This window comes from Hungatella sp. L36 (assembly GCF_014288035.1).
Window position 1 is genome coordinate 1 of the sequence record NZ_JACOPC010000031.1, and the last position, 23,056, is coordinate 23,056.

The 23,056-nt window shown below is 41.7% G+C and carries 29 protein-coding genes; 15 read left to right on the forward strand and 14 right to left on the reverse strand.

The genetic code is table 11. The features are described 5' to 3' along the window. Nucleotides 1-290: 290 nt before the first annotated feature. From H8S80_RS32770 to H8S80_RS32840, 15 genes are all read left to right on the forward strand, one after another. On the forward strand, nt 291-719 hold the full coding sequence (locus tag H8S80_RS32770; protein ID WP_117633689.1) for a DUF4274 domain-containing protein: 429 nt from the start codon (nt 291-293) through the stop codon (nt 717-719). 358 nt (nt 720-1,077) lie between these two features. Next, nucleotides 1,078-1,500 carry an RHS repeat protein gene (locus H8S80_RS34940; RefSeq protein WP_181988076.1) on the forward strand — a complete coding sequence of 141 codons (423 nt, stop codon included), beginning with the start codon at nt 1,078-1,080 and terminating at the stop codon, nt 1,498-1,500. Between the two features lie 81 nt (nt 1,501-1,581). After that, nucleotides 1,582-2,331 carry a hypothetical protein gene (locus H8S80_RS32780; protein ID WP_117633691.1) on the forward strand — a complete coding sequence of 250 codons (750 nt, stop codon included), beginning with the start codon at nt 1,582-1,584 and terminating at the stop codon, nt 2,329-2,331. A gap of 174 nt (nt 2,332-2,505) precedes the next feature. Then, nucleotides 2,506-2,694 (forward strand): hypothetical protein, encoded by a 189-nt coding sequence (locus tag H8S80_RS32785; RefSeq protein ID WP_117633692.1) that lies wholly within the window; start codon nt 2,506-2,508, stop codon nt 2,692-2,694. 108 nt (nt 2,695-2,802) lie between these two features. Further along, the gene (locus H8S80_RS32790; protein ID WP_117633693.1) at nt 2,803-3,732 is read left to right on the forward strand and encodes an alpha/beta fold hydrolase; all 930 of its coding nucleotides are present in this window, start codon (nt 2,803-2,805) and stop codon (nt 3,730-3,732) included. A gap of 525 nt (nt 3,733-4,257) precedes the next feature. After that, nucleotides 4,258-4,710 carry a sigma factor-like helix-turn-helix DNA-binding protein gene (locus H8S80_RS32795; RefSeq protein WP_117633694.1) on the forward strand — a complete coding sequence of 151 codons (453 nt, stop codon included), beginning with the start codon at nt 4,258-4,260 and terminating at the stop codon, nt 4,708-4,710. Next, complete coding sequence (locus tag H8S80_RS32800; RefSeq protein ID WP_117633695.1) at nt 4,700-4,882, forward strand: helix-turn-helix domain-containing protein; 183 nt, start codon at nt 4,700-4,702, stop codon at nt 4,880-4,882. Before H8S80_RS32795 ends, H8S80_RS32800 begins: the two co-directional genes overlap by 11 nt. A gap of 184 nt (nt 4,883-5,066) precedes the next feature. Continuing rightward, nucleotides 5,067-5,678 carry a recombinase family protein gene (locus tag H8S80_RS32805; RefSeq protein WP_117624123.1) on the forward strand — a complete coding sequence of 204 codons (612 nt, stop codon included), beginning with the start codon at nt 5,067-5,069 and terminating at the stop codon, nt 5,676-5,678. 609 nt (nt 5,679-6,287) lie between these two features. After that, nucleotides 6,288-6,722 carry a hypothetical protein gene (locus H8S80_RS32810; protein ID WP_147338577.1) on the forward strand — a complete coding sequence of 145 codons (435 nt, stop codon included), beginning with the start codon at nt 6,288-6,290 and terminating at the stop codon, nt 6,720-6,722. Continuing rightward, nucleotides 6,719-6,952 (forward strand): hypothetical protein, encoded by a 234-nt coding sequence (locus tag H8S80_RS32815; protein ID WP_065549083.1) that lies wholly within the window; start codon nt 6,719-6,721, stop codon nt 6,950-6,952. Before H8S80_RS32810 ends, H8S80_RS32815 begins: the two co-directional genes overlap by 4 nt. A 50-nt stretch (nt 6,953-7,002) precedes the next feature. Then, nucleotides 7,003-7,158, forward strand: a complete 156-nt coding sequence (locus tag H8S80_RS32820) for a hypothetical protein (RefSeq protein WP_181988073.1) — start codon at nt 7,003-7,005, stop codon at nt 7,156-7,158. Nucleotide 7,159: 1 nt separating this feature from the next. Then, nucleotides 7,160-7,489, forward strand: coding sequence for a hypothetical protein (locus tag H8S80_RS32825; RefSeq protein ID WP_147338578.1), 330 nt, complete (start codon nt 7,160-7,162; stop codon nt 7,487-7,489). A gap of 69 nt (nt 7,490-7,558) precedes the next feature. After that, nucleotides 7,559-7,999, forward strand: coding sequence for a hypothetical protein (locus tag H8S80_RS32830; protein WP_117624125.1), 441 nt, complete (start codon nt 7,559-7,561; stop codon nt 7,997-7,999). 296 nt (nt 8,000-8,295) lie between these two features. Beyond that, nucleotides 8,296-9,039, forward strand: a complete 744-nt coding sequence (locus H8S80_RS32835; protein WP_117624126.1) for a DUF6577 family protein — start codon at nt 8,296-8,298, stop codon at nt 9,037-9,039. Between the two features lie 11 nt (nt 9,040-9,050). Next, nucleotides 9,051-10,085, forward strand: a complete 1,035-nt coding sequence (locus H8S80_RS32840; protein ID WP_243008056.1) for a nucleotidyl transferase AbiEii/AbiGii toxin family protein — start codon at nt 9,051-9,053, stop codon at nt 10,083-10,085. A gap of 70 nt (nt 10,086-10,155) precedes the next feature. Here the strand turns inward: H8S80_RS32840 and H8S80_RS32845 are convergent, their stop codons facing one another. The 14 genes from H8S80_RS32845 to H8S80_RS32910 all read right to left on the reverse strand — a co-directional run bounded on the left by H8S80_RS32845 (nt 10,156) and on the right by H8S80_RS32910 (nt 23,056). Continuing rightward, entirely contained in the window at nt 10,156-10,419 is a 264-nt protein-coding gene (locus tag H8S80_RS32845) for a type II toxin-antitoxin system RelB/DinJ family antitoxin (protein WP_117624128.1), read from the reverse strand. Between the two features lie 94 nt (nt 10,420-10,513). Next, complete coding sequence (locus tag H8S80_RS32850) at nt 10,514-10,870, reverse strand: hypothetical protein (protein ID WP_117624129.1); 357 nt, start codon at nt 10,868-10,870, stop codon at nt 10,514-10,516. A gap of 308 nt (nt 10,871-11,178) precedes the next feature. Next, the gene (locus H8S80_RS32855; RefSeq protein ID WP_117624130.1) at nt 11,179-11,400 is read right to left on the reverse strand and encodes a helix-turn-helix domain-containing protein; all 222 of its coding nucleotides are present in this window, start codon (nt 11,398-11,400) and stop codon (nt 11,179-11,181) included. Between the two features lie 269 nt (nt 11,401-11,669). After that, complete coding sequence (locus H8S80_RS32860) at nt 11,670-13,025, reverse strand: AAA family ATPase (protein WP_117624131.1); 1,356 nt, start codon at nt 13,023-13,025, stop codon at nt 11,670-11,672. Nucleotides 13,026-13,616: 591 nt separating this feature from the next. Continuing rightward, a complete protein-coding gene (ligA, locus tag H8S80_RS32865) occupies nt 13,617-15,644 on the reverse strand; it encodes an NAD-dependent DNA ligase LigA (protein ID WP_117624132.1) in 2,028 nt (675 codons plus the stop codon). Further along, on the reverse strand, nt 15,641-16,180 hold the full coding sequence (locus H8S80_RS32870) for a hypothetical protein (RefSeq protein ID WP_117624133.1): 540 nt from the start codon (nt 16,178-16,180) through the stop codon (nt 15,641-15,643). The genes ligA and H8S80_RS32870 overlap by 4 nt, the downstream gene beginning before the upstream one ends. Nucleotides 16,181-16,206: 26 nt before the next feature. Further along, nucleotides 16,207-16,743, reverse strand: a complete 537-nt coding sequence (locus H8S80_RS32875) for a hypothetical protein (RefSeq protein WP_117624134.1) — start codon at nt 16,741-16,743, stop codon at nt 16,207-16,209. A 65-nt stretch (nt 16,744-16,808) separates the two neighbouring features. Then, nucleotides 16,809-17,075, reverse strand: coding sequence for a hypothetical protein (locus tag H8S80_RS32880; protein ID WP_118090863.1), 267 nt, complete (start codon nt 17,073-17,075; stop codon nt 16,809-16,811). Between the two features lie 9 nt (nt 17,076-17,084). Continuing rightward, complete coding sequence (locus tag H8S80_RS32885; RefSeq protein WP_117624136.1) at nt 17,085-18,140, reverse strand: TRM11 family methyltransferase; 1,056 nt, start codon at nt 18,138-18,140, stop codon at nt 17,085-17,087. A 17-nt stretch (nt 18,141-18,157) separates the two neighbouring features. Beyond that, nucleotides 18,158-18,703: an RNA polymerase sigma factor gene (locus H8S80_RS32890; protein ID WP_117624137.1), complete on the reverse strand. Its 546-nt coding sequence runs from the start codon at nt 18,701-18,703 to the stop codon at nt 18,158-18,160. Nucleotides 18,704-18,717: 14 nt separating this feature from the next. Beyond that, nucleotides 18,718-19,641 (reverse strand): DUF5688 family protein, encoded by a 924-nt coding sequence (locus H8S80_RS32895; protein ID WP_117624138.1) that lies wholly within the window; start codon nt 19,639-19,641, stop codon nt 18,718-18,720. 24 nt (nt 19,642-19,665) lie between these two features. Then, nucleotides 19,666-20,199, reverse strand: coding sequence for an AbrB/MazE/SpoVT family DNA-binding domain-containing protein (locus H8S80_RS32900; protein ID WP_117624139.1), 534 nt, complete (start codon nt 20,197-20,199; stop codon nt 19,666-19,668). A 77-nt stretch (nt 20,200-20,276) separates the two neighbouring features. Next, the gene (locus H8S80_RS32905) at nt 20,277-20,945 is read right to left on the reverse strand and encodes a hypothetical protein (RefSeq protein WP_117624140.1); all 669 of its coding nucleotides are present in this window, start codon (nt 20,943-20,945) and stop codon (nt 20,277-20,279) included. A gap of 17 nt (nt 20,946-20,962) precedes the next feature. After that, on the reverse strand, nt 20,963-23,056 hold the full coding sequence (locus H8S80_RS32910) for a vWA domain-containing protein (RefSeq protein WP_117624141.1): 2,094 nt from the start codon (nt 23,054-23,056) through the stop codon (nt 20,963-20,965).

Genomic DNA, 23,056 nt, shown 5'->3' on the forward strand with positions numbered 1-23,056 from the left:
TCCAGCATTTTGGCCGTCAGCCCATTGCACTCTCTATTCTAACAGCTTTAGCAACAAGATGGATATAGACACGACTGGCTGTCGTGTACTTTACCCATAAATACATTGTAGTAGCATTTTAGTAATGATACAGATTGGACCGATAACAGAGAAGGTTATGAGAAAATGTTTGAGGAACGTTTAAGAGAAGCAGAAGAAATCCGTTCTTCTAATTGTTGATAGGTTTAGAGTCATAATATTGGACAAAAAGAAACTGTCAAATTAAGTTGTCAAATGAAAGGAAAGAGAAGATGAGTGTAAATTATTTTGAATCAAAGGAAAGTAAGGAAAGAGCAGTCTTTATATTAGAATCATATGATTGTCCCGATTTATTAAAGGAGCAGAGTGATGCATTTGCATTAGATGAGTTTATTGATAATTACAATTGGGATGATGGGCTTGAAACACCTTATTTTATATTGAATCATAGGAATTGTGAATTGGGAACAGCATTGAAAATTTTTTACTTAGGAGAAGGGATAGCTATGGTTCAAGTAGATTATACAAATCATAAGTTAGGGCATTGGGTAGAATTTATTGAATATACATTTAAAAGAATAGTAGAAGGAAACTATAAATCAAAATATATAGCGTTTAAATTTCCGCTTATGGAGCGTAGTAAGCAAAGGATTAAAGAGGCTGGTTGGCCTAAGGTTTTTATAGAAGATATTGTTGTGTAAAATCTGGCTTGTTGCAAAGTAACAATACGATATATAGCAGAGGCGGGAGTCTTAGATACTAATGATTCAGATAAGATTGTGTATTCTCTTACAGAATTTTTGGTCGATGATGTGGGAATTGATATGGCAATAACGTTATAAAAGAAAGTACACATTTCAAATGGAGCCGTTATAGCATATAGCGGCTTCTTAACTATACGCTGGAAGGACAGATAAAGCTTCATATTTTTAGGAGCAGGATTTCTGCTATTATTTGTACCATATAATAAAATCCAATCGGCGTTTCCCAAGGCACCAGCCCCCATAGTGGTAATACCGTTATAACAGCCTTGGAAAGGTGCGGGAACGTATCGACCAGATGGGATATGTGGAAACATTCCAGTATGACGAATGCGGAAATCTATCGCTTTACATTGACCGGAATGGGAACCAGGTACATCGGACATACAATGTGTTTGGCAATCCTGTTTATGAAAAAGCCACGGATAAAAACGGAGGGAATGCGGTTGTTACAACGTATGGGTACGATAGCCTTGGCAGGCTGACTCGTGCAGTTTGTGACGGGTATTCCTATGAATATTATTATAATGAGCAGGGGCTTTTAAAAGAAAAGCGTTCCAGTGGAAAGCGGCTGATTTCCTATGAGTATGATAACGGCGGACAGATGATTCGGATGACGAACCCGGAGGAGATTACAGTCTCCTATGAGTATGACCTCCTCGGGAGGATGAGCCGAATTTATAACAGCAGCGGTATGGAAGTGCGTTATAGGTATGACTGATATAATTTATATAAATGAAGCAAGAAAGCCCGGTAAAATTAATGGGTTTGACAATTTAATTTTATGTAAGGAGAGGATCATATGCAGGAAATCGGTAAGTTCATAGATTTTCTTGGGCAGGATAGTATAAGGGAGGCAATACCAGTTATAACGGCAATCGGAGGAGCTTTGGTTGTTGTTCTAAGGTTTATATTTAAGGTAATCTATGCCCAGAATATGAACGAGATTGACAAGGTATTTATGAATCGAAAGCAACGGACTAATTTGAAACTCATGGATTTATTTATGGTTGCGATAGTCTTGGGACTGGTAAATATAATTTTAATGCTTATTCGCGATGATGCGACTGATTTTTTATTAGTGTTGGGATTCATAGCCGCTTTTTTCTTGATTCTAATCTATTTAATTTATAAAATCGCACATTTTATTTGGTGTAAGTGTAAAAAGACGGATAAGAAATGGAAATTGCATCGCTATATGGAGGAAATGCTGTTTGTGAGTGAGTTTCTCATTGGGACAGAAATTGGAAAACTTACCTATTATAATACACAGGATTTATGGAAAGGAATTCTGGTTTGTCTGATAGCAGCGTCAGCGACCTCATTTTTGATGGTGATTTCTGTTGGTTTTTTTGAAGATGGTCCAAGTAAAGTGTATTTTTACATAAAAGGTGGTAGGCGTATGTACATATTCTATAAACTGGAAGATGATATTTTATTATGCGGAGATAATAAGAATATCAAAAAAGCTAAAATCCGTTTAATACCTTTCGACAATTTTAAAAAGAGCTACCATAAGCTGATTATAGAAAAGTCAAATAATCAGAATTGAAGTTACCATATGATTTTTCGGGGGTGCATCAGATTGAGATGGCAGAGGGATTGTGGAGTGATTGATAGAAATCGTCTTCTTAAAGATCGGTAATTAGATGAAGGGTAATATGTCTAAGTAAAAATTGATTGGAGGGAATTCTGTTGAATAGAAATCTTGAGGAGGTTATGAATCATGAAAAATATAATCAATATAATTAAATGCTTCATATTTTTAGGAGCAGGATTTCTGCTATTATTTGTACCATATAATAAAATCCAATCGGCGTTTCCCAAGGCACCAACCCCCATAGTGGTAAAAGTCACAGGAGTTATTGTTCTTATCTGTGGCATTGTGATAGCGCTGATGTACTCAGGAATGTAGGTTCAGTATACAGCATATTCCGGTTGACTGGCTTAGATTTATAACAATACGGGAGGATAAAGTCATGTCTAAACTATTGGTACGAAAAAAGATAGGAAAGTTTTTCTAATGGTAGTTCTTGTAGTGTTATTACTGGGGACAATACTACAGGCAGTATTTCGACATTTTGAAATTAAAAAAATAAATGAATTGGCTTATGGGCAGACAGTGAACGTAGATGGAAGAAAGATGAAGGTTGAGGTTGTAGGGAATGGTACAAAAACAATTGTCATTCTTCCTGCGTTAGGCGTTCCTTCACCAATCCTGGAGTTTCGACAGCTGGCCGGTTTATTATCCGAACACTTTACTGTTATTACGATTGAGCCATTTGGTTATGGCTTAAGTGATGGAACCGATAAGGAGAGGAGCATTGAAAATATATCGAAGGAGCTTCATACCTGCCTTGAGATTTTGGGATATACGGAATATTATTTGCTGTCGCACTCTATTTATGGAGCTTATTCGATTTATTATAGCAATCAGTATCCGAACGAGGTTAAAGGGATAATCGGACTGGATTCCTCTGTACCAGGAATGTACAGTGACATTCCGGCTGTCATAAATTTCCTGGAGGATATATTCCCTTATGTAGGTAAGGTAAAAACTACAGTAGGGATTTCCCGCTTTACATCGCTGTTTAATCCGGATTTCGGTATACCTGCAGTAGTTGGATATGAATGGACCTCGGAAGAAAAAAAGCTGTCAAAATGGATTACTCTTGATAAGGCCTATAATAAAACGGTAATGGATGAGGTAAAGCGTTCAAAAGATAACCTCAATCAAATGGAGGAGCTAAAGTTCTCCGAGAATACGCCAGTATTATATTTTCTGTCGGAGAATAACTTGGAAATGTTTTCTACCTGGAAAAAAATTCATGAGGATTTGATTCAGGAGAAGGAGCGAAGTAAGATAGTTCCGCTTTCAGGTAATCATTATGTCTATTATAAACATGGAGCGGAGATAGCAAAAACTGTAACAGACTGGATTCTTAATGATTAGAGAGACATAGTGCGTGTGCCGGGGGAGAGTGAAGCTACTATTGTTGGATATGCAATTAGGATAAAAAGTAGATAGTAAAAGATAATGATATGATATAACTTTAATAAAGCAGATTCAGCCAAGAGCGGAAAGTGTCTATGAAGCTGTTATAGATTACGACAGATTTTGACATGAAATGATTATAGAAAATTAGATATCTATGAATAAGGGATTTTAAGATACCGGAGAACTACAGGAAAGAAAACAGTATAGGTTTTTTACGCTGATTTGCAAGAGAAATATGAACAATATAAATCTTTAGATGAGTGGCTTGTTTGGAGAAATTTCAAACAAGCTGTTTTTTTATTCGATAATATTCATCGTTTACAAGCAGAAAACAGTGTGCCTTTACAGAGCTAAAAATTTGAGCTTCCGGGGCAACTGCCTTTATCATAGGCTAAGGCCCCGATAAGGAGTTGTATGCACTGCCGGTCTCCACCTTCTGGATTTTGAATTACTTATACTATTCAAAATTCAGAGGACGATATGAAAAAGAACAACCAAAAAAATAGTGATATACAGAACCGCTTCACCGCATACCTGGTGACGGCCATACAACATACAAAAATTGAATATGGTGAAAAGAAAACGCGGCTCAGGCAGCATGAGATTGCCTGCGCGGAAGAATATTCCTGGAATTACACAGACTTTGACCGGGAGTTTGTAAGGTACATCAGTGAGCAGTATTACATATACTTCAGGGATTTGGATAAAATGCAGGAACTTCTGTGGCCCCTGGAGGGTGGAAAACTGGTGAAAGTATTAAAGAAGTTAAAAGAACAGGAACGGCAGATTTTATTTAGTAGGATTTTTGGAGAGCAGAGCTTTACGGATATTGGACAGGAACTTGACATGACGCCAGACCAGGCAAGGGCAGCATATTTCTATGCGCTTCGTAAGCTCAGAAAGGAATTGGGGGTGAAAAAAGATGGAATTTGAGCAGTTACTGCAGCGTGCAAAGGAAGGCGATGAATGGGCATTTGAGCAGATATTTAAGATGTACCGGCCGCTTTTGTTAAAACAGGCGATTGGTGACAATGGCCTGGACGAGGATTTATACCAGGAACTGTCCAGGACTCTGTATATCTGCATTCAAAAATTTCCCGTATAACGGGCAATAATGTTGGCTTTTGAGGACCGCTCCGTATATATAATATGTCGGTAAATGTAGGGGACTATTTTATCGACATCGGTAAAGTGATTTGGTACGTTTACCGACACAATTTCAGCGGTTTTTGTCCTGCTTTTTTGTGTCGGTAAATGCATACCTTTTCCGACAGGAAGGAGGGGTTCATTTGGAGCCTAAAACATTCGGATATGCCAGGGTATCGTCAAAAGGGCAGAATCTGGACCGCCAGATCTTCCTGCTGAAGGAAGAAGGGATTGATGAGCGGGATATTTTTGTAGAGAAGGAGAGTGCAAAGGACTTTGAGCGGCCAGTATTCCGCCAACTGGTAGATTTAATCATGAGAGAAGGTGATATGTTAGTTGTCACGGAGCTGGAGCGGTTTGGACGAAACTATACGGAGATTCACAATGAATGGTATACAATTACGAAACAGAGAAAAATGGATATCAAAGTCCTGGACATGCCTCTGTTGGATACGACACTGGCAAAGGATCTTCTGGGGACGCTAATCACGGATCTAATCCTGACCCTGCTGGCCTACGTGGCACATCGGGAAAGAGTTGAGAAAAAGGTACTGCAGAAACAGGGGATTGAAAGGGCTCATGGCCGGGGAGTGAAATTTGGACGGCCCGTCATAACTTATCCGGATCAGTGGGAAGAGGTATATAAGGAGTGGAAAGCCGGACGTCTCACGGCAAGAAATGCCATGAAGCAGCTGGAGCTAAAGAAGGACAGCTTCTATAAGCTGGTAAATCAATATGAAAATAATTCCAGATAATTTCAACTTTATCATGTCCATGGCCCTCTTTAATATAAAAAAGGAAAGGTGGGAACTCTTATGGCGATGACAAATGATGAAATCCGGGAAGAGATCATGGAACATATTGAATTTCTGAAAATGCTGGATATTTGCAACAAGGCCAATATGCATAGTGCAGATGAAGAATAGGTGAAAAAAGAATTAAAAGAACGGATTCAGGAGTTGTACGATATGCTGCTGGAGGTATAGGAGGACAATATGTTAACTGGAATTTACACAAAAAATAGACATGGTAAAAACATCTATATGTTTCGTGTAGGAGTATATCCCTTTAAAATTTGGCTGTATGTATTAAATAGCAGGGAGGCCGCCGAGGCGTCACACAGGCAGATTGCTGGTATTAAAAGCGAAGTAGATACTATTTTTGCCTTTATTAGAGCTGGATTGGAATATGATAAAATAGAGCCACATGCAAAGATACTGGCAGAGCTGGTCCGTGGAACCTGGCCCCCTGATAAATTGTATGACTATCTTAAAATGCTATTTTTATTAAGTGGGCCGGAAGAAGAGAAATGGTTCTGTTATGTTGCCCTTTGCCGTCTGGCTCTTTACAAGGATACCGGGTATATGCAGTCACCAGTTATACGGAGGTATGAGGAACGTTTTGCCTACATAGAGGAGCGCCTGCAGGTGGAAGGAAAATTACTGGAATTGGCCTATGCTCAGGTAGCGAGGGATACGGGCTTCAGATTAAGCGAGATGGATTTCCTTGAATGGGAGGATGTTGTGTATCCGAAGATCATGCTGCGGATTCCCAGAAAGACGAGCAATGAGAATATGTTTGGCCTGATAAGCGAAAAAACTTATGAGACGCTGCAGAAATTGGATCATCCATCTCAGAGAATCTTTAACAATGCCGGGAAACATCTGCGTATGAATATTTCCAGCGTATCAGACGGTGATTTCCGCTTCACTGACTACCGCCAGTGTTACCAGCTGAAAGTAATATGGAATGAGATCCTGAATTCGACAGGGCCGGTTTCTGGAAAGGGAAAGGCATGAGGGAGACAGTCAGGGAATGGCAGGAGGAGTGGATTGGGACAAACGGTCTTACACATGAACTGGAAGTAATCATATCTGACAGCAGTCTGGAGGCATTCCGTACAGAGGTTTATTCCGGAAGTTTTGCAGATATTCCTCCGGAGCTGTTCGATAAAAAAGTGATCGAAAATGGGAAAATCATTGCGTCAACCGTTCCGGAGCGCATCGGAGCCTATTCATTGCTTGTGTAATTGGGATACGGTTGGAAACTTGAATTCGTTATTGATGGAGGAATGATTTCATGACAAATTATGCGGCAATGGGATATGCTCTGTTAGCGGCGGATGAAATGAGATTGTCAGAAGAACAAAAAGAGCGGTTGTGGCAGCTGATGTATTCAAATTTCGATATAGTCAGTGAAGAGAAGGCAGAGAAGCGATTTAGGGAAGGAAAATAGCTTGAAGAATGAATCAGGCCACCAGAAATTTTGGCGGCCTAATTTAGCGATCCCTCTTACCGTTGTTTTGTTGTCTGGGCTGGGGTTCTATGTTAGAATATTATTAATAGCTCATAGTTTATATTTAAATTGTAATTATGATGAATGGAGCGATTTTATGGAGCTGATAGCAGGAAATAAGCAGCAAAGCAGTTTATATGATTACCATGATGTTTCTGATATGCTTGATAAAGGCATTGATGATATGGAATTAAAACGGGAATTGCCCATTGATGAAGCATTTCAAAAAATATTAGAATTAAGAGGTTTCAGAGGAAATACAGGGGTATGAGGGATAGTCAAAGTTTTTACGGAAGGGAAACCGTTGGAGGAATATATTCAAAAGTAGGAGGTTTTGGAAATGAGCTGTCATAATATTGGTAGGGGAATGAACTATGTAGTTAAAAACGTTATAAAAATGTATGATACAGGGGAATTGACTTTAGAGGCAGCGAGAAAGATCATAGCTGCCGCGCGAAGAGGTGTTAATTGGTGTGATGGAAATGAGTACGAAGCAGTTGAAATCATACGCAGGTGCCGCTGTGGGAGATGTTTAAAGAAAATGGAGGCCGGAGCTCCCTTATATTCCGTATGGGACGTGCCAGTAGATTCGCCTGGATATAGTCGTATTCTTGATACAGAACCTGAAATTCTTGCATCGGAAGGATTGTGTAGTTCTTGCTTTGATATTGTTATAAACCGTTTTTTGGGAGATGAAAATGCGGGTCAGAGGGAAAGAAAGTATATAGAGGAGCATCGTTCGGAAAAGGAGTGGAAAGCAAATGAATGGAGGGAAGAATAAGATAATAATTTTTGTGTATAAATAGTAACACCAAAAGATTACAGAAAACGGACTGATTTATTCTATAAAAAGCGGTGGTATGTATCATATGGAGCATACTACCGTTAATTTTCGGTATGCCATTTGTGATGTGATTCTATTGAAAATAAAGAGATTTCGGTTTTAATAACCATAACGGCAAAAAACTGAATAAATGCCGATTCGGTTATTGAAACAACGAAAGAATAGTGCTATAATAAAATAACCATAACGGCAAAAAAATAAAAAAATGCCGATTCGGTTAGGAGGCGGATACCTTGGATACGAAAATGATGATTAATCAAATACCAGATGAAACTATTTTGACGAGACAGGATATTCTCCAGATTGCCTGCGAGGTGGATGTCTCTTTCCGAGAAACTTTACTTAGAAATTTATTGGAAAACTTACTTCAGGAAGGCATTCTTGTTAGAGCTGGGAGAGGCAGGTACCAAAAATTTTCATATGAAGCGAAAAAGGCAACCTATTTAAACCAGTATTCAAAAGAAGCGAAAAATATAGTTGAGGAAATGAATGATAAGTTTCCACTTATGGATTATCGTATATGGGAAATCAACTGGCTTAATGAATTTTGGAATCATCAGATTGCACAAAACAAAATATTTCTGGAAGTTGAAAATATAGGCTGTGAATTCGTGTACACAGAATTATGTGAAAGGCATTCAGGAAAGATACTATTGAGACCGGATGAAAACGAACTTTACAGGTATGGCGGACAAAATACAATTATTGTGGATCGACTTATATCAGAAGCTCCAAAAGGAAGTCCGTATCCATATAATACGCCTTTGGAAAAGATAGTAGTTGATTTATTTGCCAATCGCAATTTAAAAAGCATGGTTCATACCGGCGAATATGCAACGGCTCTGTTAGATATGTTTGGAAAATACCGGATTGACCAGGTAAAATTATTCCGATATGCCAAACGACGTCACAAAAAAGAAGAGATTTTTTATTTCTTGAAGGATGAAGCACATATTAAAATATACGTGGAGGAATGACTGCTGTGTTAATGAAAGAGAATTTTGGAATTGAACATATCAATGAATTAAGGGAGAATAGCAGATGTGATCCCGCGATACTGGAAAGAAGTATCTATGCGTTTGGTCTGCTGGAGTCGCTGGCACGAGTAAATATGCCATTTATATTTAAGGGTGGCACCAGTTTAATGCTGCTTCTTAAAACTTCAAGAAGATTATCCACTGATATTGACATTATCGTTGAGCCGGGTACAGATATTGTACATTATATTGAGAAAGCCTCGAAAATATTTCCATTTGAGGAAGTGGAGGAGCAAAGCAGGATAGGAAAAAATCTAATTGAGAAAAGACATTTTAAATTTTATTATGATTCTCCCGTCAACAAACGGAGATTTTATATTCTTTTAGATGTTCTTTTTGAGGAAAACCATTATAATACACTGGTAAAAAGAGATATTGTAAATGAAATTTTACTTACGGAGGAGCCATATATTCATGTGATAGTGCCAAGTATTGATTGTATTCTGGGTGATAAAATGACAGCATTTGCGCCACATACGACAGGGATTCCTTTTGATACGAAGAAAGAAATGGAAATAATTAAGCAACTGTTTGACGTGGCAACGTTGATAGAAGAATGTGACAGCTTTACAGATATATGCGAATCATATAGAAAGACGGTTGCATCAGAAATTGCATATAGAGGAAATTGTTGCAGTCCAGAATTGGTACTGGAAGACACAATTAGAACAGCAGCCTGCCTGATATCAAGAGGAAGCATAAATCCAGAAGAATATAAAAAATTGATGGAGGGAATAAAAAGTATTAAAACACATATGTATAGAGAAAATTATTCAGGAGAACTTGCGGCAATCCAGGCGTGCAGCGTAATGTATATGGCAGCTTGTCTGTTAAAAGGACGCGAATTTCATAGAATAGAACATCCTGAATTATATATAAAGGAAAGTATTAGTAAGTCGCAATACAAAGGATTGGCCTACATAAAGAAAATGAAATTAGAGGCATACGGCTATCTGGTAGAGGCTGTCAAACTGCTAGAAGCATAAGTTATTAATAAAGTCTTAATAAACTTAGGGGCCGTTACAAAGCGCGGCCCTATTGATCTCAGCCTGCTCTTTAACATTCCTCTATCAAATCGTGCTCTACCAGTTTGGCTTTCCCAGATTCAATATCAGCGACAATAGAGCGCAAATAATTCATATTGCTCTCAGAATAGAACGGATCAACTGAAACCTCAAATGGTATTCTTTTTTCCCTGCTAACTTTGGTTGCAAACATGGTAAAGGCAGTTGTCATTGAAAGTCCCATTTCTTTACAAGCCTGTTCCATACCTTTTTTCAAATCTTCGTCCATGCGGAAATTGACCATTGTCTGTGCCATAAAGGTTACCTCCGTCTTTGCTCTGTTGTAAAGCAAAAGTCGATGCATTGCTTTACAATAATATATGCATTTAAAGTAAATTCATTTTATAGAATTAAACAATTTGTTCTTCCTTTAATGAAAGAATCTCTGTTTCGGTTAAACCAATGGTCTCCATAATATCTACTATGTCTAATCCCATATTTAATAAATTTTGGGCGATACTGTATTTTTCCATCAAAGCAGCCTTTTTAGCCATCTCATTACCATACTCGACTTTTTCTTTCTCGTGAAGCAGACTATACTTTGTCATACCGGATCGTTCGCATTGGATAAGATGGACTTCGGTCTCATCCAAGCCGGTATTACCCATAATATCAACTATGCCATAGCCCTCATCAATCATACGTTTAGCAACATCATATTTTAATTCTTGCTTTATCTTATTAACTTTTGGATTACTGGATTCCATGGTTCCCCTTTCGTTGAGCATATTACGCATAAAATAATTCTTGCATGTAGAGATAAGAAGTGCTAGAGTATATATAAAGAGGAACAACCGCCCACAAGGTGGGTTGACCTGTAAGAAGATAGAAAAACCACCCTGCTACCGGCCAAAGTATTTTGGGGTGGTTTTTCTATGTTAAGCTAGTGACATATAGTAAAAATAGGGCCGCTACAAAGCGCGGCCCTAATGATACATACTTAAATTTCGAGTGTAATTCATATATTTGCTGCTTGATTATTACGGTATGATAAAGTGTTTATAACAACCGTCTTTTATCTAATAGATAGTTCCTTACCAGTATTCTTTTTCATGAAATCTTGCATTGCTTTAGGTGAAGTAAAGTAGTCCCGCCCTAATTTGGTTACCGGGAGAATTTTACTTTGCAAGAGTTCTCTGGTTTTTGTCTTACCCAGTCCGAGCATATCTGCGATTTCCGCAACCGAGTATTTCTTGAAATCTTCCAAGACTGTATTATCTACATTAGGATTATTCATGAAGACATCCTTCTTTCTGCTTAGTTAATTAGACACATATATCCCTGCATCCCCTTCCTATGCCCTATTCGGCCACGTAGCAGGCTGTACGGTGTACGATTCAATCCAGGGGCGGCACAGGCCGTCCAGGGAACCTATATAAAATGCTGGTATATGCTCTTTAGTTATCAATGTGCAGGTGAAATCAAAGCTGAAAAAAAGCTGATTACCTGCTTCAGAAAATCACATACTATTTATAGAGAGGGAAAAATCTGAATACTTTAGCTGATTTAAAAATGGAACCGCTCCAGTGAGTAAATCGGCATGATAATCCTCTTTCCATCTACGCTGCCGTGGGTATCGTCAGTCAGATAAAGCAGGTAATCCACTTTTCCGGCCTTCAGTGCCGCCTTTGATGTGTCTACGGCTAAGATATCATTATTCGTCCTAATCGCATACCGTATCCTCTCCTGCAGGCTCTGCACGTAAAAATCAATCTCACCATCTTTATAGGAAGCGAATGCCGGTGTCTCAAAGGCAATTTCACCCGGAAAATCCAGACGTTTTGCCAGATTGATGTAGACATAGTTTTCATTGAGCATGTCCTTTATGGAGGCTTCATCAATTCCTGCCTGATTCATATAAAAGTTTGCAATCCCTAAATCCATAAAGTAAGCGCGTCGGCCAGGTCTGAAGTCCAGAATATCAAGTTCTATGATCTCTCCACAGAAGCCAATCACTTTGGAAAGATAAAGCCAGTTAAATGCGCGCATCATGGTTGCTTCTGAAAGATTGCGGGTCCCGTCCTTAGTAACCAGATTATGCAGGAGATTACCAATACTATCCTGTCTGGAACTCTTTTTCTCCATAGCGAGGAGGTGGCAGATATTTAAGAAGATTTCCCTAAATATGCCGATATCAGAAATATCAGTATATTGCATTGATTCATTAAGAAATATATCTGCAATGCGGGCCAGCTCATCTAAGCAGGTCCTCACCGAGCCGGTCATTAAGTATTTTTCCACAACGGAAGGATACCCTCCGATCTGACAGTAAATGTCATAGGAGGACCTCAGACGTTGGTAGAAAATATGATCCTCTGATATGGAACTGCCAACCATAAGATACTGTTGAAACAGCTCCTGATTGGCTGCAGCTAGAAATTCCTCAAATGACAGAGGATAAAGGGTAATGCTGGTAACATCTCCGCAGGAAAACCGAAATTCTGACGCCAGGACACGGCCAGGATAGCTGTCTATAATAATAAACTGACACTGGAATTGTCGGGTAAACTCCCGGATTCGGTTGTAAATCTCAGCAGATTCCTGTATTTCATCAATAATAATTACCGTGTCATCTGTGTCCTCAAAACTCTGATCGAATAGACGAAAAGCGTCCTGCAGTGGGTGTTCTGGGCGTGGTGTACCTGGTGTCCAGGCAATCGCTTTGTAGTAGCACTCCAGAAACTGTTGCCCACTCGGTTCAAAAAAGTTAATATATAACTTGTGCCTGTAGTTCTCATCAGCAAATTTATTGATGATGAAGGTTTTTCCAACCTGCCGAGTTCCTTGTATTTCCAGCGTGCCGTGTCTTGATTCCTTTTTCCAATCCATAAGTTTTTGATAAAAATTACGCTTAATATACATAGTTGATCTTCTTCCTAAGAGAATACTTTAATTGTATCAGATATGACTTATGGATTCAATGCAGGTAGTGGTTATCCAAGGACTCTCTATCTCCGGTAAAAATCAGAAGCATTCTTCACGTTCATTTTCTTTGCTTGCCATACGGTTGTCCTTTCACGGCTTCAGCTGTTAAATTAGATCCTTTTATTAAAAACGCTGCCGAAATAATCGGCAACGTAAGTAATTTACGAAATGTTAAAGCTATGCCCACAAGAGCTGTGATAAGCATGTACTCCCATTTCATCTGTAGTGATATCGCAGTCCGCAACTAAAAGCCACATACCGCAATGCTGGCAGGCGACATGATAGAAAAAGCGAAATCCCTGTATATCCTGTTCTGTGCAGCCATGACCGGTTAAATATTGCGTTGCCTGGCTCTTGTCCGGGAACAGCATAATATTCTTGTTATCACCCCAATACAGCTATTCCAGGCCATTGAGGGTGATCCCGTTTACTGGCCTGCTTACACAGATCCCGGTAATTTCACCTGCAGAACCTAAATATCTTTCTTCCGTATCACATTCAAAAATCATGATTCTCTTTTTCCTTCCATTAAGCCTCATCAATCATAGACAGGAATTCATATTCGGACAAAATCCGTACACCGAGGGACTGGGCCTTTGCGAGCTTGCTTCCGGCCTTATCCCCGCAGATCAGATAATCTGTGTTTTTCGATACGGAGCTGCCTGCTTTGGCTCCCAGACTTAAAATTTTCGCCTGGATACCGTCCCTGGTGTAGTTCATCAGCTTTCCGGTTGCGACAATCGTGCGTCCGGCAAAAGGATTCTGCTCACTCTGTTCTACGTTCATGGTTTCCTCTGTTCTCTCTTCAAATGTCATCTCTTTCTGTAACTCCTTCCATAATTTTAAGTTGTCCATATCTGAAAACCAGGTATGGATGTTGTCATTGATAATCGTTCCGATATCCTCCAGCTGGGTGAAATCATAGGTGCCAGTTGCGGCCTGTTCAAAGTCATCCAGACTTCCGTGAAACTGCTGTCCCAGGCTCCGGCTTATGGTCCGGCCAACGAGCGGGATATCCATAGCGACCAGATAGCGCTCAAAGGTTGTATGCCGGCTTGCTTCGATGGAGGCCCAGAGGTTCTCATAGGATTTAACTCCAAATCCCTCTAAGCGGATAATCTCTTCCCGGTGCATATCCAGGTGGTAAAGATCCTGAAATGAATCCAGCCAGCCGTATTCCTGAAACTTTGACAGTGTGGCCGTTGACAGGTCCTTGATATCCATGGCCTTTTTCCCGGCGAAGTGGATTAACTGCCGGAGCCACTGTGTCTCACAGTCCGGATTATCGCAATGCAGCGTCTCAATGATGCGGCCCTTGTCCCCTTTTCGTGTATGGACTCTGGTTGGAGCCCCGCAGCTGGGACAGGTGCCGGGAAAGCTGTATATGGAATTTCCCCGGTCAAGGTTATCCTCTATATGAGGGATAATCATATTGCGTTTGGAGACTAATATCCGACAGCCTGGCTGCAGCTCCAGATCTTTAATAAAGGTAAGGTTATGGAGACTTGCCCTGGATACCGCGCAGCCATCAATTTCAATGGTGTCAAACAATGCGACTGGGGCAAGCTGTCCAGACCTGGTAGGCGTCCACTCGATTGAACGGAAGACTGTTTCAAACGTATCATCCTCAAATTTGAAGGCCAGGCCGTCTTTATAAGCGCGACCCGTTCTGCCACAGCTTTTTGAATAGGAGATATTGTCATAGACAGCCACAATGCCGTCAATCGGGATCATTTTTTCTCTGGCAATCGTCTGAAGGCACTCGATGTAAGTCTCAATCTGTTCTTCCGTGGCACTTTTATCAATGGTGTAGGAATCACAGTAGCCAAATCCATAATCTTTCAGCTTTAAAAGTTTTGAGGCTCGGCTGTTACTGATGACGGCTTCATAATCAAGTCCTTCTAACACATTAAATGGGATAAAAGATACACAGCGTTCTTTACAAACAGCGGGATTTAAGGTACGAACCGAACCGGACGCCAGGTTTCTGGGCGTTTTATAAGGTTCTCCGTTCCGATCCAGGATAGAAGTCCGGAGCTTTTCAAAATCATCAATCCGGATATGTGCTTCTCCTGTAATAACAAGCCTGTCCTTATAAGGAACCGTAAGCGGCACGTTGATAAATGCCGGAATATTGTGCGTGATATCTTCTCCAATCTCTCCGTCTCCACGGGTGGAGGCTTGCTGGAGCTCTCCGCCGTCATAAACCAGTTTTACCGTGAGTCCATCCATCTTCAGCGTCAGGTTTGTTAAGCCTTTCCCCTTCTGGACAAAGTCTAAAATATCTCTTGTCAGCTTCGTTTTATCCAGAGACAACAGGGGAATGGGGTGTTTTACCTTCGGCAATTCACTAACCGGGTGATAACCTACGGTTTGTGTCGGGGAACCGCTCAGGATAATGCCCGTGCGTTTTTCCAAAACCTCCAGCTCATCAAATAACCGGTCATAGGTACTGTCCGGAATGGACGGGGCGTTCTGGTTATAATATTCGTCCCGGTACTGATTCAGTTTTAATACCAGCTTTTTCATGTGTGTGATTTGTTCTTCTCTTGTCATGCTTCATTCTCCTCTTTTATTAATGTAAATTCCGCGATGAAATCCGAAATCTCTAATTCCATACTGAAATAGCGATGTGTCGCGCACCAGAGTCTTGGTTTTACAAAGTATGAGCAGGAACATTTACCTTGCTCATGAAGTATTATTGATTCATGTGCCGCGGACAGCATTCTGTATCGGGGATTTTCTGGCGTTGCCGGCTGGCACTGTGCCATCAATTCTTGGAATAGCTCCGGAGTATAGGCTGTATTATGGAAATGAGCCAGAGCCGATTTTAAGGATTCATTGTGGCTGCAGTCAGCACTATGGTTATGCCAGTATTTTTCAATCAGCCAGGCCATCAGCTCTGGAACTGCTTCCAGCTCTTCTACACGCAGCCAGCTGTAACTCGGATTGTAATTCTCTTGGACCTTCTTAATAAGATCCTTTTTCAATTTAAGATTTATCGCAGAATGGTAAATTTGCTCTAATTCCGTTTCGGTAAAGTAAAGAGGATAGGTACTCCCATCCTCTTTTGAAATCTGTATGCAGTTCATAGGATTCTCCCTTTCATACCAGTTCTTTAGCTTTCGGCAGCTTCCTGTAATGGATTGACGTGGAGTGGGCAGCCTTGCGGTTCACCGGATTCTAAAATCCAGGCCCCGTTCTCATAGACACAGCCAGTAGCTTCATTAAAGATTAAGGGGATGGCCGGAGGTTCATCAAAACACTCAGGTGAGAGCAGGAGACAGATGTATTTTTCAAAAAATGGGGCAAGAGCTTCCTGATAAGCATTTCTCAGCTTTTCAGAAAGTTCCTTCACTTCCGTCATACTTTGCCTCTGGAATAATGCACGGCTGATTTGCGGCATGATCCCGGAATCCTCCTTGGCCTTTAAGATGACGGCCAGACACTCCTCCCAGAATCGCTTGTTGCATCGGAAATCATGGAAGCAGACTGCCGTGAGATAATCAGAGCAGGCGCTTTTGATTTCCTGGCACAATGCATCATAGGGATTTTTATACCTGGTATGTAGCTCCTCCAGGGGGACATGATCCCGGTTTTTTTTCAGGGTGGCAAGTAATTTTGTCAGCTTCTCCTCGGTTCCTTTTACATCCACATTCCCACACTCCTTCCGAAAGGGCGGTCATAGAGCTGTCTAAGGCCGCCGCAGAGTATTCAAATTTAAGCGCAAGTGTGTGTAGGCAGAAGACTGTGGTAACTCACAATGTAAATGGAGTTCCTTGTCTCAAACTTGATATAATCCGCCGTAATCTCCAGAATTTCAGAAACCGTAGAGGTACGCATTACCTGGCCGTTATAAGTGAAAATTGCCCGTTCTCCGCATTTGACAGGGGAGATAAAAGTTCCTTTCAATATTACTGTTTTCTTTTCCATGGTTTCCGGTATCGGCTGCAGAGCCATCATTTCATTTTCTTTACAGATCATCATTCAATCCTCCTAAGCTACTTGATAATTTAATCCGTATAATCCATCACCATAAGCAGTATACTGTGTTCTATGCTCATAGATCGTGGCGCGGATACGTTCTTTGTAATGGCTGTTTTTCTTTGCTTTTGGGTGGGTACTCAGGCGTTCGTAAAGCTCCGTCAGGGTACATTGCCCTCCAATACTTTCAAGTGTCATGCGGATCAGATGGTGCCAGGTCAGCGCAACGATATCAGTATTGCTGATAGAAAAAGTTCCTTTATCCTGATAAGTAAATGGAACAATCAGGGAATCCTTTTTATGAAACAGCAAAAGATACTCTGTTACAATGGGGATCAAGGGCTTTTTATAGCGCCGGGAATCCGAAACACAATTAAATTGGGCCTTCACTAAAAATGATTCAGCTTCTCCCATCTGCATCATGTCACGCTGGATACTGTAAAATTTACCGGCTGATCGGATATCACCGACCAGCACCGCCAGCCTGCCGTCTCTCCTCAAAGCCATGTAGAACTTCCGTATACAGAGGTTCAGCTTCTCCAGGAAATCATCATAGTTTTCACACCGGGATAGATCATCTGCATGTGGCTTTCCCCACATGTTTCCGGAATAGGGAATGATATTGTGATACGGCGGGTGGAAAAATACGAGATCCGCCGAGTCCTCTACATCATCTTTCAAGGCATTCCAGTTACCCAGGCCAGCTGCGGGATTGGGATTTAGGTCATACAGAATGGACCGTACTCCAAGCAGATCCGCTGCGGCCTTACTGGTGCCGGAACCGGACATGGGATCAAGCAACGTGAAGTCTGAAACATCTTTCCCATAATATTTCTTACAATCTATGACATAACGCAGGATAGAAGAGACCACCTGCGGAGAGCAGTTTCCTCTCCATTGGTTATCTCCGCCGTTCCCTCTGTCAGGGAAGGCCATAAAAGATGTCAGCTCCTTCCCAAGGCGTTTCCGTAGATTCTCCGTTCCAAGTGTCTGGGCAATGCTCTGCCAGTTTGGACCAAATTCCTGTTGCAACAGCAGGACGGCTCGTTGTATCAATTCTTCATTCATTTACATTTCACACTCCTTTAGACAGCTTCTATTTGCTTCAGTCGCCTTCTCATGCGGGCGAAGCGGCTGCCAACGGCTTTAATGCTCAGGCCGCATTGTGTTGCTATTTCTCTGTATGTATAGCCATAGGCTTTCAGCTTGACAACTTCCTGCTCCTTTTCCGTCATATACGTCATGAGTTCCAACGCGTAAATCTTATCCGTGGCGGATTCATGGATACTTTGCTGGCGATCCGGAAGCAGGCAGTCAAGGGATGATTCTTCATGGCTCCCGTTACTGTTCATGCTGATAACGGGGGCGTTGCGTTTTTGCCGGCTGTTATTTCGGTAATGTTCAAATAAGCTGTACCGCATTTGCCTCCAGGCAATCGTAGAGAAGAGGTAGCGGTTTTTCAACCGCTCATCTTCATCATATAGCTGTACTGCTAACAGATAGCCGAAAATAACAATGTCGTAATACTCATCAATATCCAGGTGATTTAAGTATAGAAATTTATATACAAGTCCAACATGGTTTCCTGCATAGTCGCGCTGGGTATTGGTAAGAGGATAGATCTTTTTCATAATTCCGGCCTCCTTTAACCGACAATTTTCAGGCTTCCGTCCGCTCTGTTATACCGGTAGATATGATCCGTCAAAACAAACGGTTCATTAAGATACTTCTTTATAACCTCCCGGACCTCTTCCTTCAGCTCTGCTAACTCCGATCCTTCAGAGACCGCTTCAATTACGCACTCATCTTTGCTGCAGGGGAGGATATAGAAATCACTCTGGAGTTTTTCACCGATATTGCCCAATAATTCGGGATACAAAATCGCGGTGGAACCATACAGGTTTCCTTCACAGCTTAATACATATCTGGAGGTATACTCTTCTTCCGGAATCAGTCCCATCTCTTTGCCGAACATTAACATAAGGCTGATCCTTACTTTCGAATCCTTCAAAAGACTGGGATCATTGTCCAGTATATCAAGCGCGGCATCTTCCATAGGCCGTAAGGTGTACGGAAACAGCTGCGGTGTATTTTTGTTCGCCAGACTCATGAGATCCGATATGCTCAGTTTCGATTCGCGCAACATACTGTTGGTAATTCTACGGGACTGAATGGAATCCTCAGTGCGTGCAAGATTGATGTAAAATACAATCGCAAGGTCCAGAAAACGCTGATACGGAATATCATTGTATTCTTTTTGGACAAGCTCCAGATTTTCTAACCGGTAGAATACCTGGCTTTTGTTAATCCTGCCGATATCTTCACCGATACCAAAACTGGCCTTCAGAGCGCCTGCGAGAACAGCCGGAGGGACTTTGTGATTGGTATGAATCTCGTAAATGGGTGCCATTTTTGAGCACCGCATTACCAGCTCAGATGAATCAAAGATTACAACAAAATCCTCTAAGTTCTCTGTGAAATCCGCCTTCTGAACACTTACCAGATAGCGTGTCCCAATGAGATCCTGTAAATTTGATACTAACTCCTGCTTGAATTCTGTGTACTCCATGATAAAATTCTCCTTTGTATTTGATTATTCTTCGATATTTTTCAGTAACCTGGAAATCAGTATTGCAGTATAAGATGCGAAACTGATCTGCTTGTCGGTATAAGGTTTTCCGTTATCCAACAGGAGTACGGCACCTTCCATGGGCCGCCCTTCTCCTGGCCCTACCGGTATGAGAACACGAATAGGATAACTACCAGATGGAAATACGGATAACTGATCGGACTGGCTGCAAAACCAGGTTTCTGACTGTTTGATCTTTTCTTTGACGGCAGCATCAATGGAGGCAGTAGTAGAAATACTGCAGCCTTTGGCTGCTAAGATGTTCTCTTTGTTACAGATGGCCGGAATACCTCCGCACACCTGATAAAGTGTTTCTAAGTACAGGCCGGAGAGCCCTTCCAGATTTGAGAGGGATGAATACTTCTCCAGTACAATCCTGCGGCCTTCAATCCCGATTTCAAGAGGATTACCCTTTGAAATGCCGAGGCTCCTCCTAAGCTCTTTCGGGAGTACGATACGGCCTAAATCATCAATTCTTCTTACAATTCCTGTTCTCATGCGTATTAGAACCTTTCCTGGTATAAAAAAGAGAATGCGTGTTTAGGGCATTCTCTTTCTTAAACAATGGGTAGAGGCTATGCGGCAGGCTGATTTGTCTGCCCTTCCCCTTCTGCCTGATTTTCCTGAATGGCTTTTTTTGCCCGCGTAATGAGAGATGGGGCAATGGCCTTTTCCCAGGCATCAATATAGGAGGAGACGCGGTTTAACAATTTGAATAGATCCAAATCTGTTAAATTTGCAGAAACCTTCTTTTCACTGATGTAGGAGTTTGGCTTCATGTAGGTGCCGCCGTTGCTGTTACGCTGTGGAATCCCTTTTCCATTCTCAATTTCCATGTACCATGGGCAGTTACGAGGTTTACCCGCTTTATCTGTAGCAGCGCGCTGAAGGCGGAGCTTTGTGACTGACGAGTATCCGTTTGCATCCGGAGTACCAAATATTTTGTCCTGCTTAAATTCAAAGGTTGGAAATCCGGCATTTAACCGGCTCAGAACAAACTTGGATTCATCCGGCGAAATATTTGCCATTACCGTTATCGCTTTATCACCGGTTCCTGCGGAATAATCCTTCATCAGAATACCGATCAGCGAGGTGCGTTTCCAACTGTCTTCGGTCGCTTCTCCATCCGCATGAATATGTGCATAGCATTCCAGGGAAGCAACTTTGAGCTTGTCCCGGAACTCCACCAGATTTTTTGAGTTCTTGTAGACAGCAATCTGCGGAGAGATATAATCATGATTCATATACTGATCCCTTCTTTCTATGCAGCTTTTTTAATATAGCTGGAAATCAGCTTTGTCATTTTCGTGGGCAGCTCATTGAGGTTTGTGATGTCTAAAAAACCGTCTCCATAAATTCTCTGGATATTCGGCTTATCTTCACCGATTGCTGCCGCAAACATGGTGATTCCTTTTCTGCTGTATTCACGTTTGATTCCGCGCAGATCCGCTTCCGCTTCCGTACCACTGTAGCCGGAAGAACTGGGCTGGCCGTCAGAAACTAAAATCAGCAGTTTCGTTTGTTCAGGCCGGGGAGCCAGACGCTCTGCAACATAACGCAGCGCAGCTCCGTCACGGTTACAGCCTCTGGAGGCCATATCCATGATCCGGTATGCATCATTTCCATCAAGAGAATCAAATTCGGCATAGGAAAACAGATCCACATCTTTACCGCTGGAAGAATGGCCGTAAACAATCACAGGGATGTGTAGATTCCTGCAGAAGTCATAAATAATAATGGCTGCTTCCCGCGCTCTTGTGATTCTGTCATTAGATGACATGGAGCCGCTCTCGTCAATCAGTAGTGCGACGGCGAGCAGGGGTTCCTCATCCGGCAGATTCATCTTATAGAAAATGTGTCCGTCATTGTGTACGATATTTCTTGTGTCAATCCGTCTGCCTAATAAGAGCCGGTTCCGTTTCCCGCCTTCCCGTTTGTCTTTTAAGATCTGCTTAACCTGCTTCTGCAGCCGTTTGGAAATCAGCAGTAGGGGCGGCGAAACAGATGCGTAGCTTTTTTTCAGAGTGTCATTCACATAGGAAATTCGATTAACCGTAACATGCACATTTTTATGTGCATTGCCATACCGAATCCGGGTGGCCTCAGCCTGAAGATCGGCTTCTAAATCCTCCTCATAGTGGATTAACGCCTGTTCTTCCGCTAACTGGTTTAAAATACGGTTCATATCCTTCTCAGCCTGTGGTGCATACCCGGAACCAGTATAATCATGGTTATAGGTCACACCGCCGCTTCCGTTGTCACTGATATCGGTTGTTTTTTCCAGCGCCATACGGCCGGTTTCATAAGCGATGGCCTCCTCAATTTCTGTATTTACATCATTGTCAGAGGGCTTTTCATGCTTCATCTTCTTGCGGCACGGTACGGCTTTCCCTTTTCGATCCGGTAAAGAGGCTTTGGCGGATTGGTCTGCCAGTGCATCGGTCAGATTCTGAATCAGCTTAGCGGTACTGCCAGCGCCGTTTGCCTGGTCCTTCTTCACCTGCTCAATCATTTCTTTGATGTAGTCCCACAGGATTAATACAATTCTGTTAGCTGCCTGATAACGCACGCGAGCGTCATCGTCGCAGGATGAATCGTCGAGCAGGGGAATACACTCATTTAACACATCTAAGTATTCTCCGGTATAGCTCCCCAGGTTATTGATATCCCCGCTCAGTAAGTATTGTGTGATAAGGTTTATAAGCAGGAATACAGGAGGTGTTCCATTGGCAATCTGTGCCTGAATCGATGGGGTCTGCTCACAGATACGGATATTATTAAGCAATATTCCGGTCCGGAACGTTCCTGAAAAGGATTCGCACATTCTGGACTCGATATAGACGTCCTCAATGGCATTTACCAGATTATGAGCAATCATGGCAATTACACCAATGGCTGCTTCGTCCTGATCGCTGTAGAGCTGCCTGATTTCATCAAGATGTTTTCTTTGTGTAGGTGTCAGCTTTTTTGGCTCCTCCGGATAGAAACTGCCCGCAGACAGAGCATTCATATAGATGTTCAGCATCTTAAAGTCTGTATACAGGAGATGCCCGATTTCGTGTCCATCCAGTCCTACCAGGCTGTCGGCTCGTAAGCGTCGGCTCGGAAAACTTTGGGTGATAGGATTTCCGGCATTGATACGGATTAATTTAGAATTTGTATTAGCCAGACCTCCATCTTCATCCGGATTCCAATAGACAGATACTTTGACCGACCGCTTATACCGCCTGGTGGCTGTTTCAGCAATATCTGTCAGATAATTCGCAAACTCTGGTGAAGCGAAAAGCTGCTCATCGGTAATGCTTAGTTTTTCATTCTCAATCCGTTTTCGGATTGTTAAATGGGAAGTTCTCAT

What these genes read in the sequence shown, in the direction of transcription:
- H8S80_RS32785 (WP_117633692.1), top strand. Translation starts at nt 2,506, where the DNA reads ATGAAAAATATAATCAATATAATTAAATGCTTCATATTTTTAGGAGCA.
- H8S80_RS32895 (WP_117624138.1), bottom strand. Translation starts at nt 19,641, where the DNA reads ATGGAGTACACAGAATTCAAGCAGGAGTTAGTATCAAATTTACAGGAT.
- H8S80_RS32810 (WP_147338577.1), top strand. Translation starts at nt 6,288, where the DNA reads ATGCAGTCACCAGTTATACGGAGGTATGAGGAACGTTTTGCCTACATA.
- ligA (WP_117624132.1), bottom strand. Translation starts at nt 15,644, where the DNA reads ATGACAAGAGAAGAACAAATCACACACATGAAAAAGCTGGTATTAAAA.
- H8S80_RS32770 (WP_117633689.1), top strand. Translation starts at nt 291, where the DNA reads ATGAGTGTAAATTATTTTGAATCAAAGGAAAGTAAGGAAAGAGCAGTC.
- H8S80_RS32905 (WP_117624140.1), bottom strand. Translation starts at nt 20,945, where the DNA reads ATGAATCATGATTATATCTCTCCGCAGATTGCTGTCTACAAGAACTCA.
- H8S80_RS32795 (WP_117633694.1), top strand. Translation starts at nt 4,258, where the DNA reads ATGAAAAAGAACAACCAAAAAAATAGTGATATACAGAACCGCTTCACC.
- H8S80_RS32800 (WP_117633695.1), top strand. Translation starts at nt 4,700, where the DNA reads ATGGAATTTGAGCAGTTACTGCAGCGTGCAAAGGAAGGCGATGAATGG.
- H8S80_RS32815 (WP_065549083.1), top strand. Translation starts at nt 6,719, where the DNA reads ATGAGGGAGACAGTCAGGGAATGGCAGGAGGAGTGGATTGGGACAAAC.
- H8S80_RS32820 (WP_181988073.1), top strand. Translation starts at nt 7,003, where the DNA reads ATGACAAATTATGCGGCAATGGGATATGCTCTGTTAGCGGCGGATGAA.
- H8S80_RS32870 (WP_117624133.1), bottom strand. Translation starts at nt 16,180, where the DNA reads ATGAACTGCATACAGATTTCAAAAGAGGATGGGAGTACCTATCCTCTT.
- H8S80_RS32845 (WP_117624128.1), bottom strand. Translation starts at nt 10,419, where the DNA reads ATGGCACAGACAATGGTCAATTTCCGCATGGACGAAGATTTGAAAAAA.
- H8S80_RS32780 (WP_117633691.1), top strand. Translation starts at nt 1,582, where the DNA reads ATGCAGGAAATCGGTAAGTTCATAGATTTTCTTGGGCAGGATAGTATA.
- H8S80_RS32900 (WP_117624139.1), bottom strand. Translation starts at nt 20,199, where the DNA reads ATGAGAACAGGAATTGTAAGAAGAATTGATGATTTAGGCCGTATCGTA.
- H8S80_RS32840 (WP_243008056.1), top strand. Translation starts at nt 9,051, where the DNA reads ATGAAAGAGAATTTTGGAATTGAACATATCAATGAATTAAGGGAGAAT.
- H8S80_RS32880 (WP_118090863.1), bottom strand. Translation starts at nt 17,075, where the DNA reads ATGATGATCTGTAAAGAAAATGAAATGATGGCTCTGCAGCCGATACCG.
- H8S80_RS32890 (WP_117624137.1), bottom strand. Translation starts at nt 18,703, where the DNA reads ATGAAAAAGATCTATCCTCTTACCAATACCCAGCGCGACTATGCAGGA.
- H8S80_RS32850 (WP_117624129.1), bottom strand. Translation starts at nt 10,870, where the DNA reads ATGGAATCCAGTAATCCAAAAGTTAATAAGATAAAGCAAGAATTAAAA.
- H8S80_RS32860 (WP_117624131.1), bottom strand. Translation starts at nt 13,025, where the DNA reads ATGTATATTAAGCGTAATTTTTATCAAAAACTTATGGATTGGAAAAAG.
- H8S80_RS32910 (WP_117624141.1), bottom strand. Translation starts at nt 23,056, where the DNA reads ATGAGAACTTCCCATTTAACAATCCGAAAACGGATTGAGAATGAAAAA.
- H8S80_RS32885 (WP_117624136.1), bottom strand. Translation starts at nt 18,140, where the DNA reads ATGAATGAAGAATTGATACAACGAGCCGTCCTGCTGTTGCAACAGGAA.
- H8S80_RS32855 (WP_117624130.1), bottom strand. Translation starts at nt 11,400, where the DNA reads ATGAATAATCCTAATGTAGATAATACAGTCTTGGAAGATTTCAAGAAA.
- H8S80_RS34940 (WP_181988076.1), top strand. Translation starts at nt 1,078, where the DNA reads ATGGGATATGTGGAAACATTCCAGTATGACGAATGCGGAAATCTATCG.
- H8S80_RS32790 (WP_117633693.1), top strand. Translation starts at nt 2,803, where the DNA reads ATGGTAGTTCTTGTAGTGTTATTACTGGGGACAATACTACAGGCAGTA.
- H8S80_RS32830 (WP_117624125.1), top strand. Translation starts at nt 7,559, where the DNA reads ATGAGCTGTCATAATATTGGTAGGGGAATGAACTATGTAGTTAAAAAC.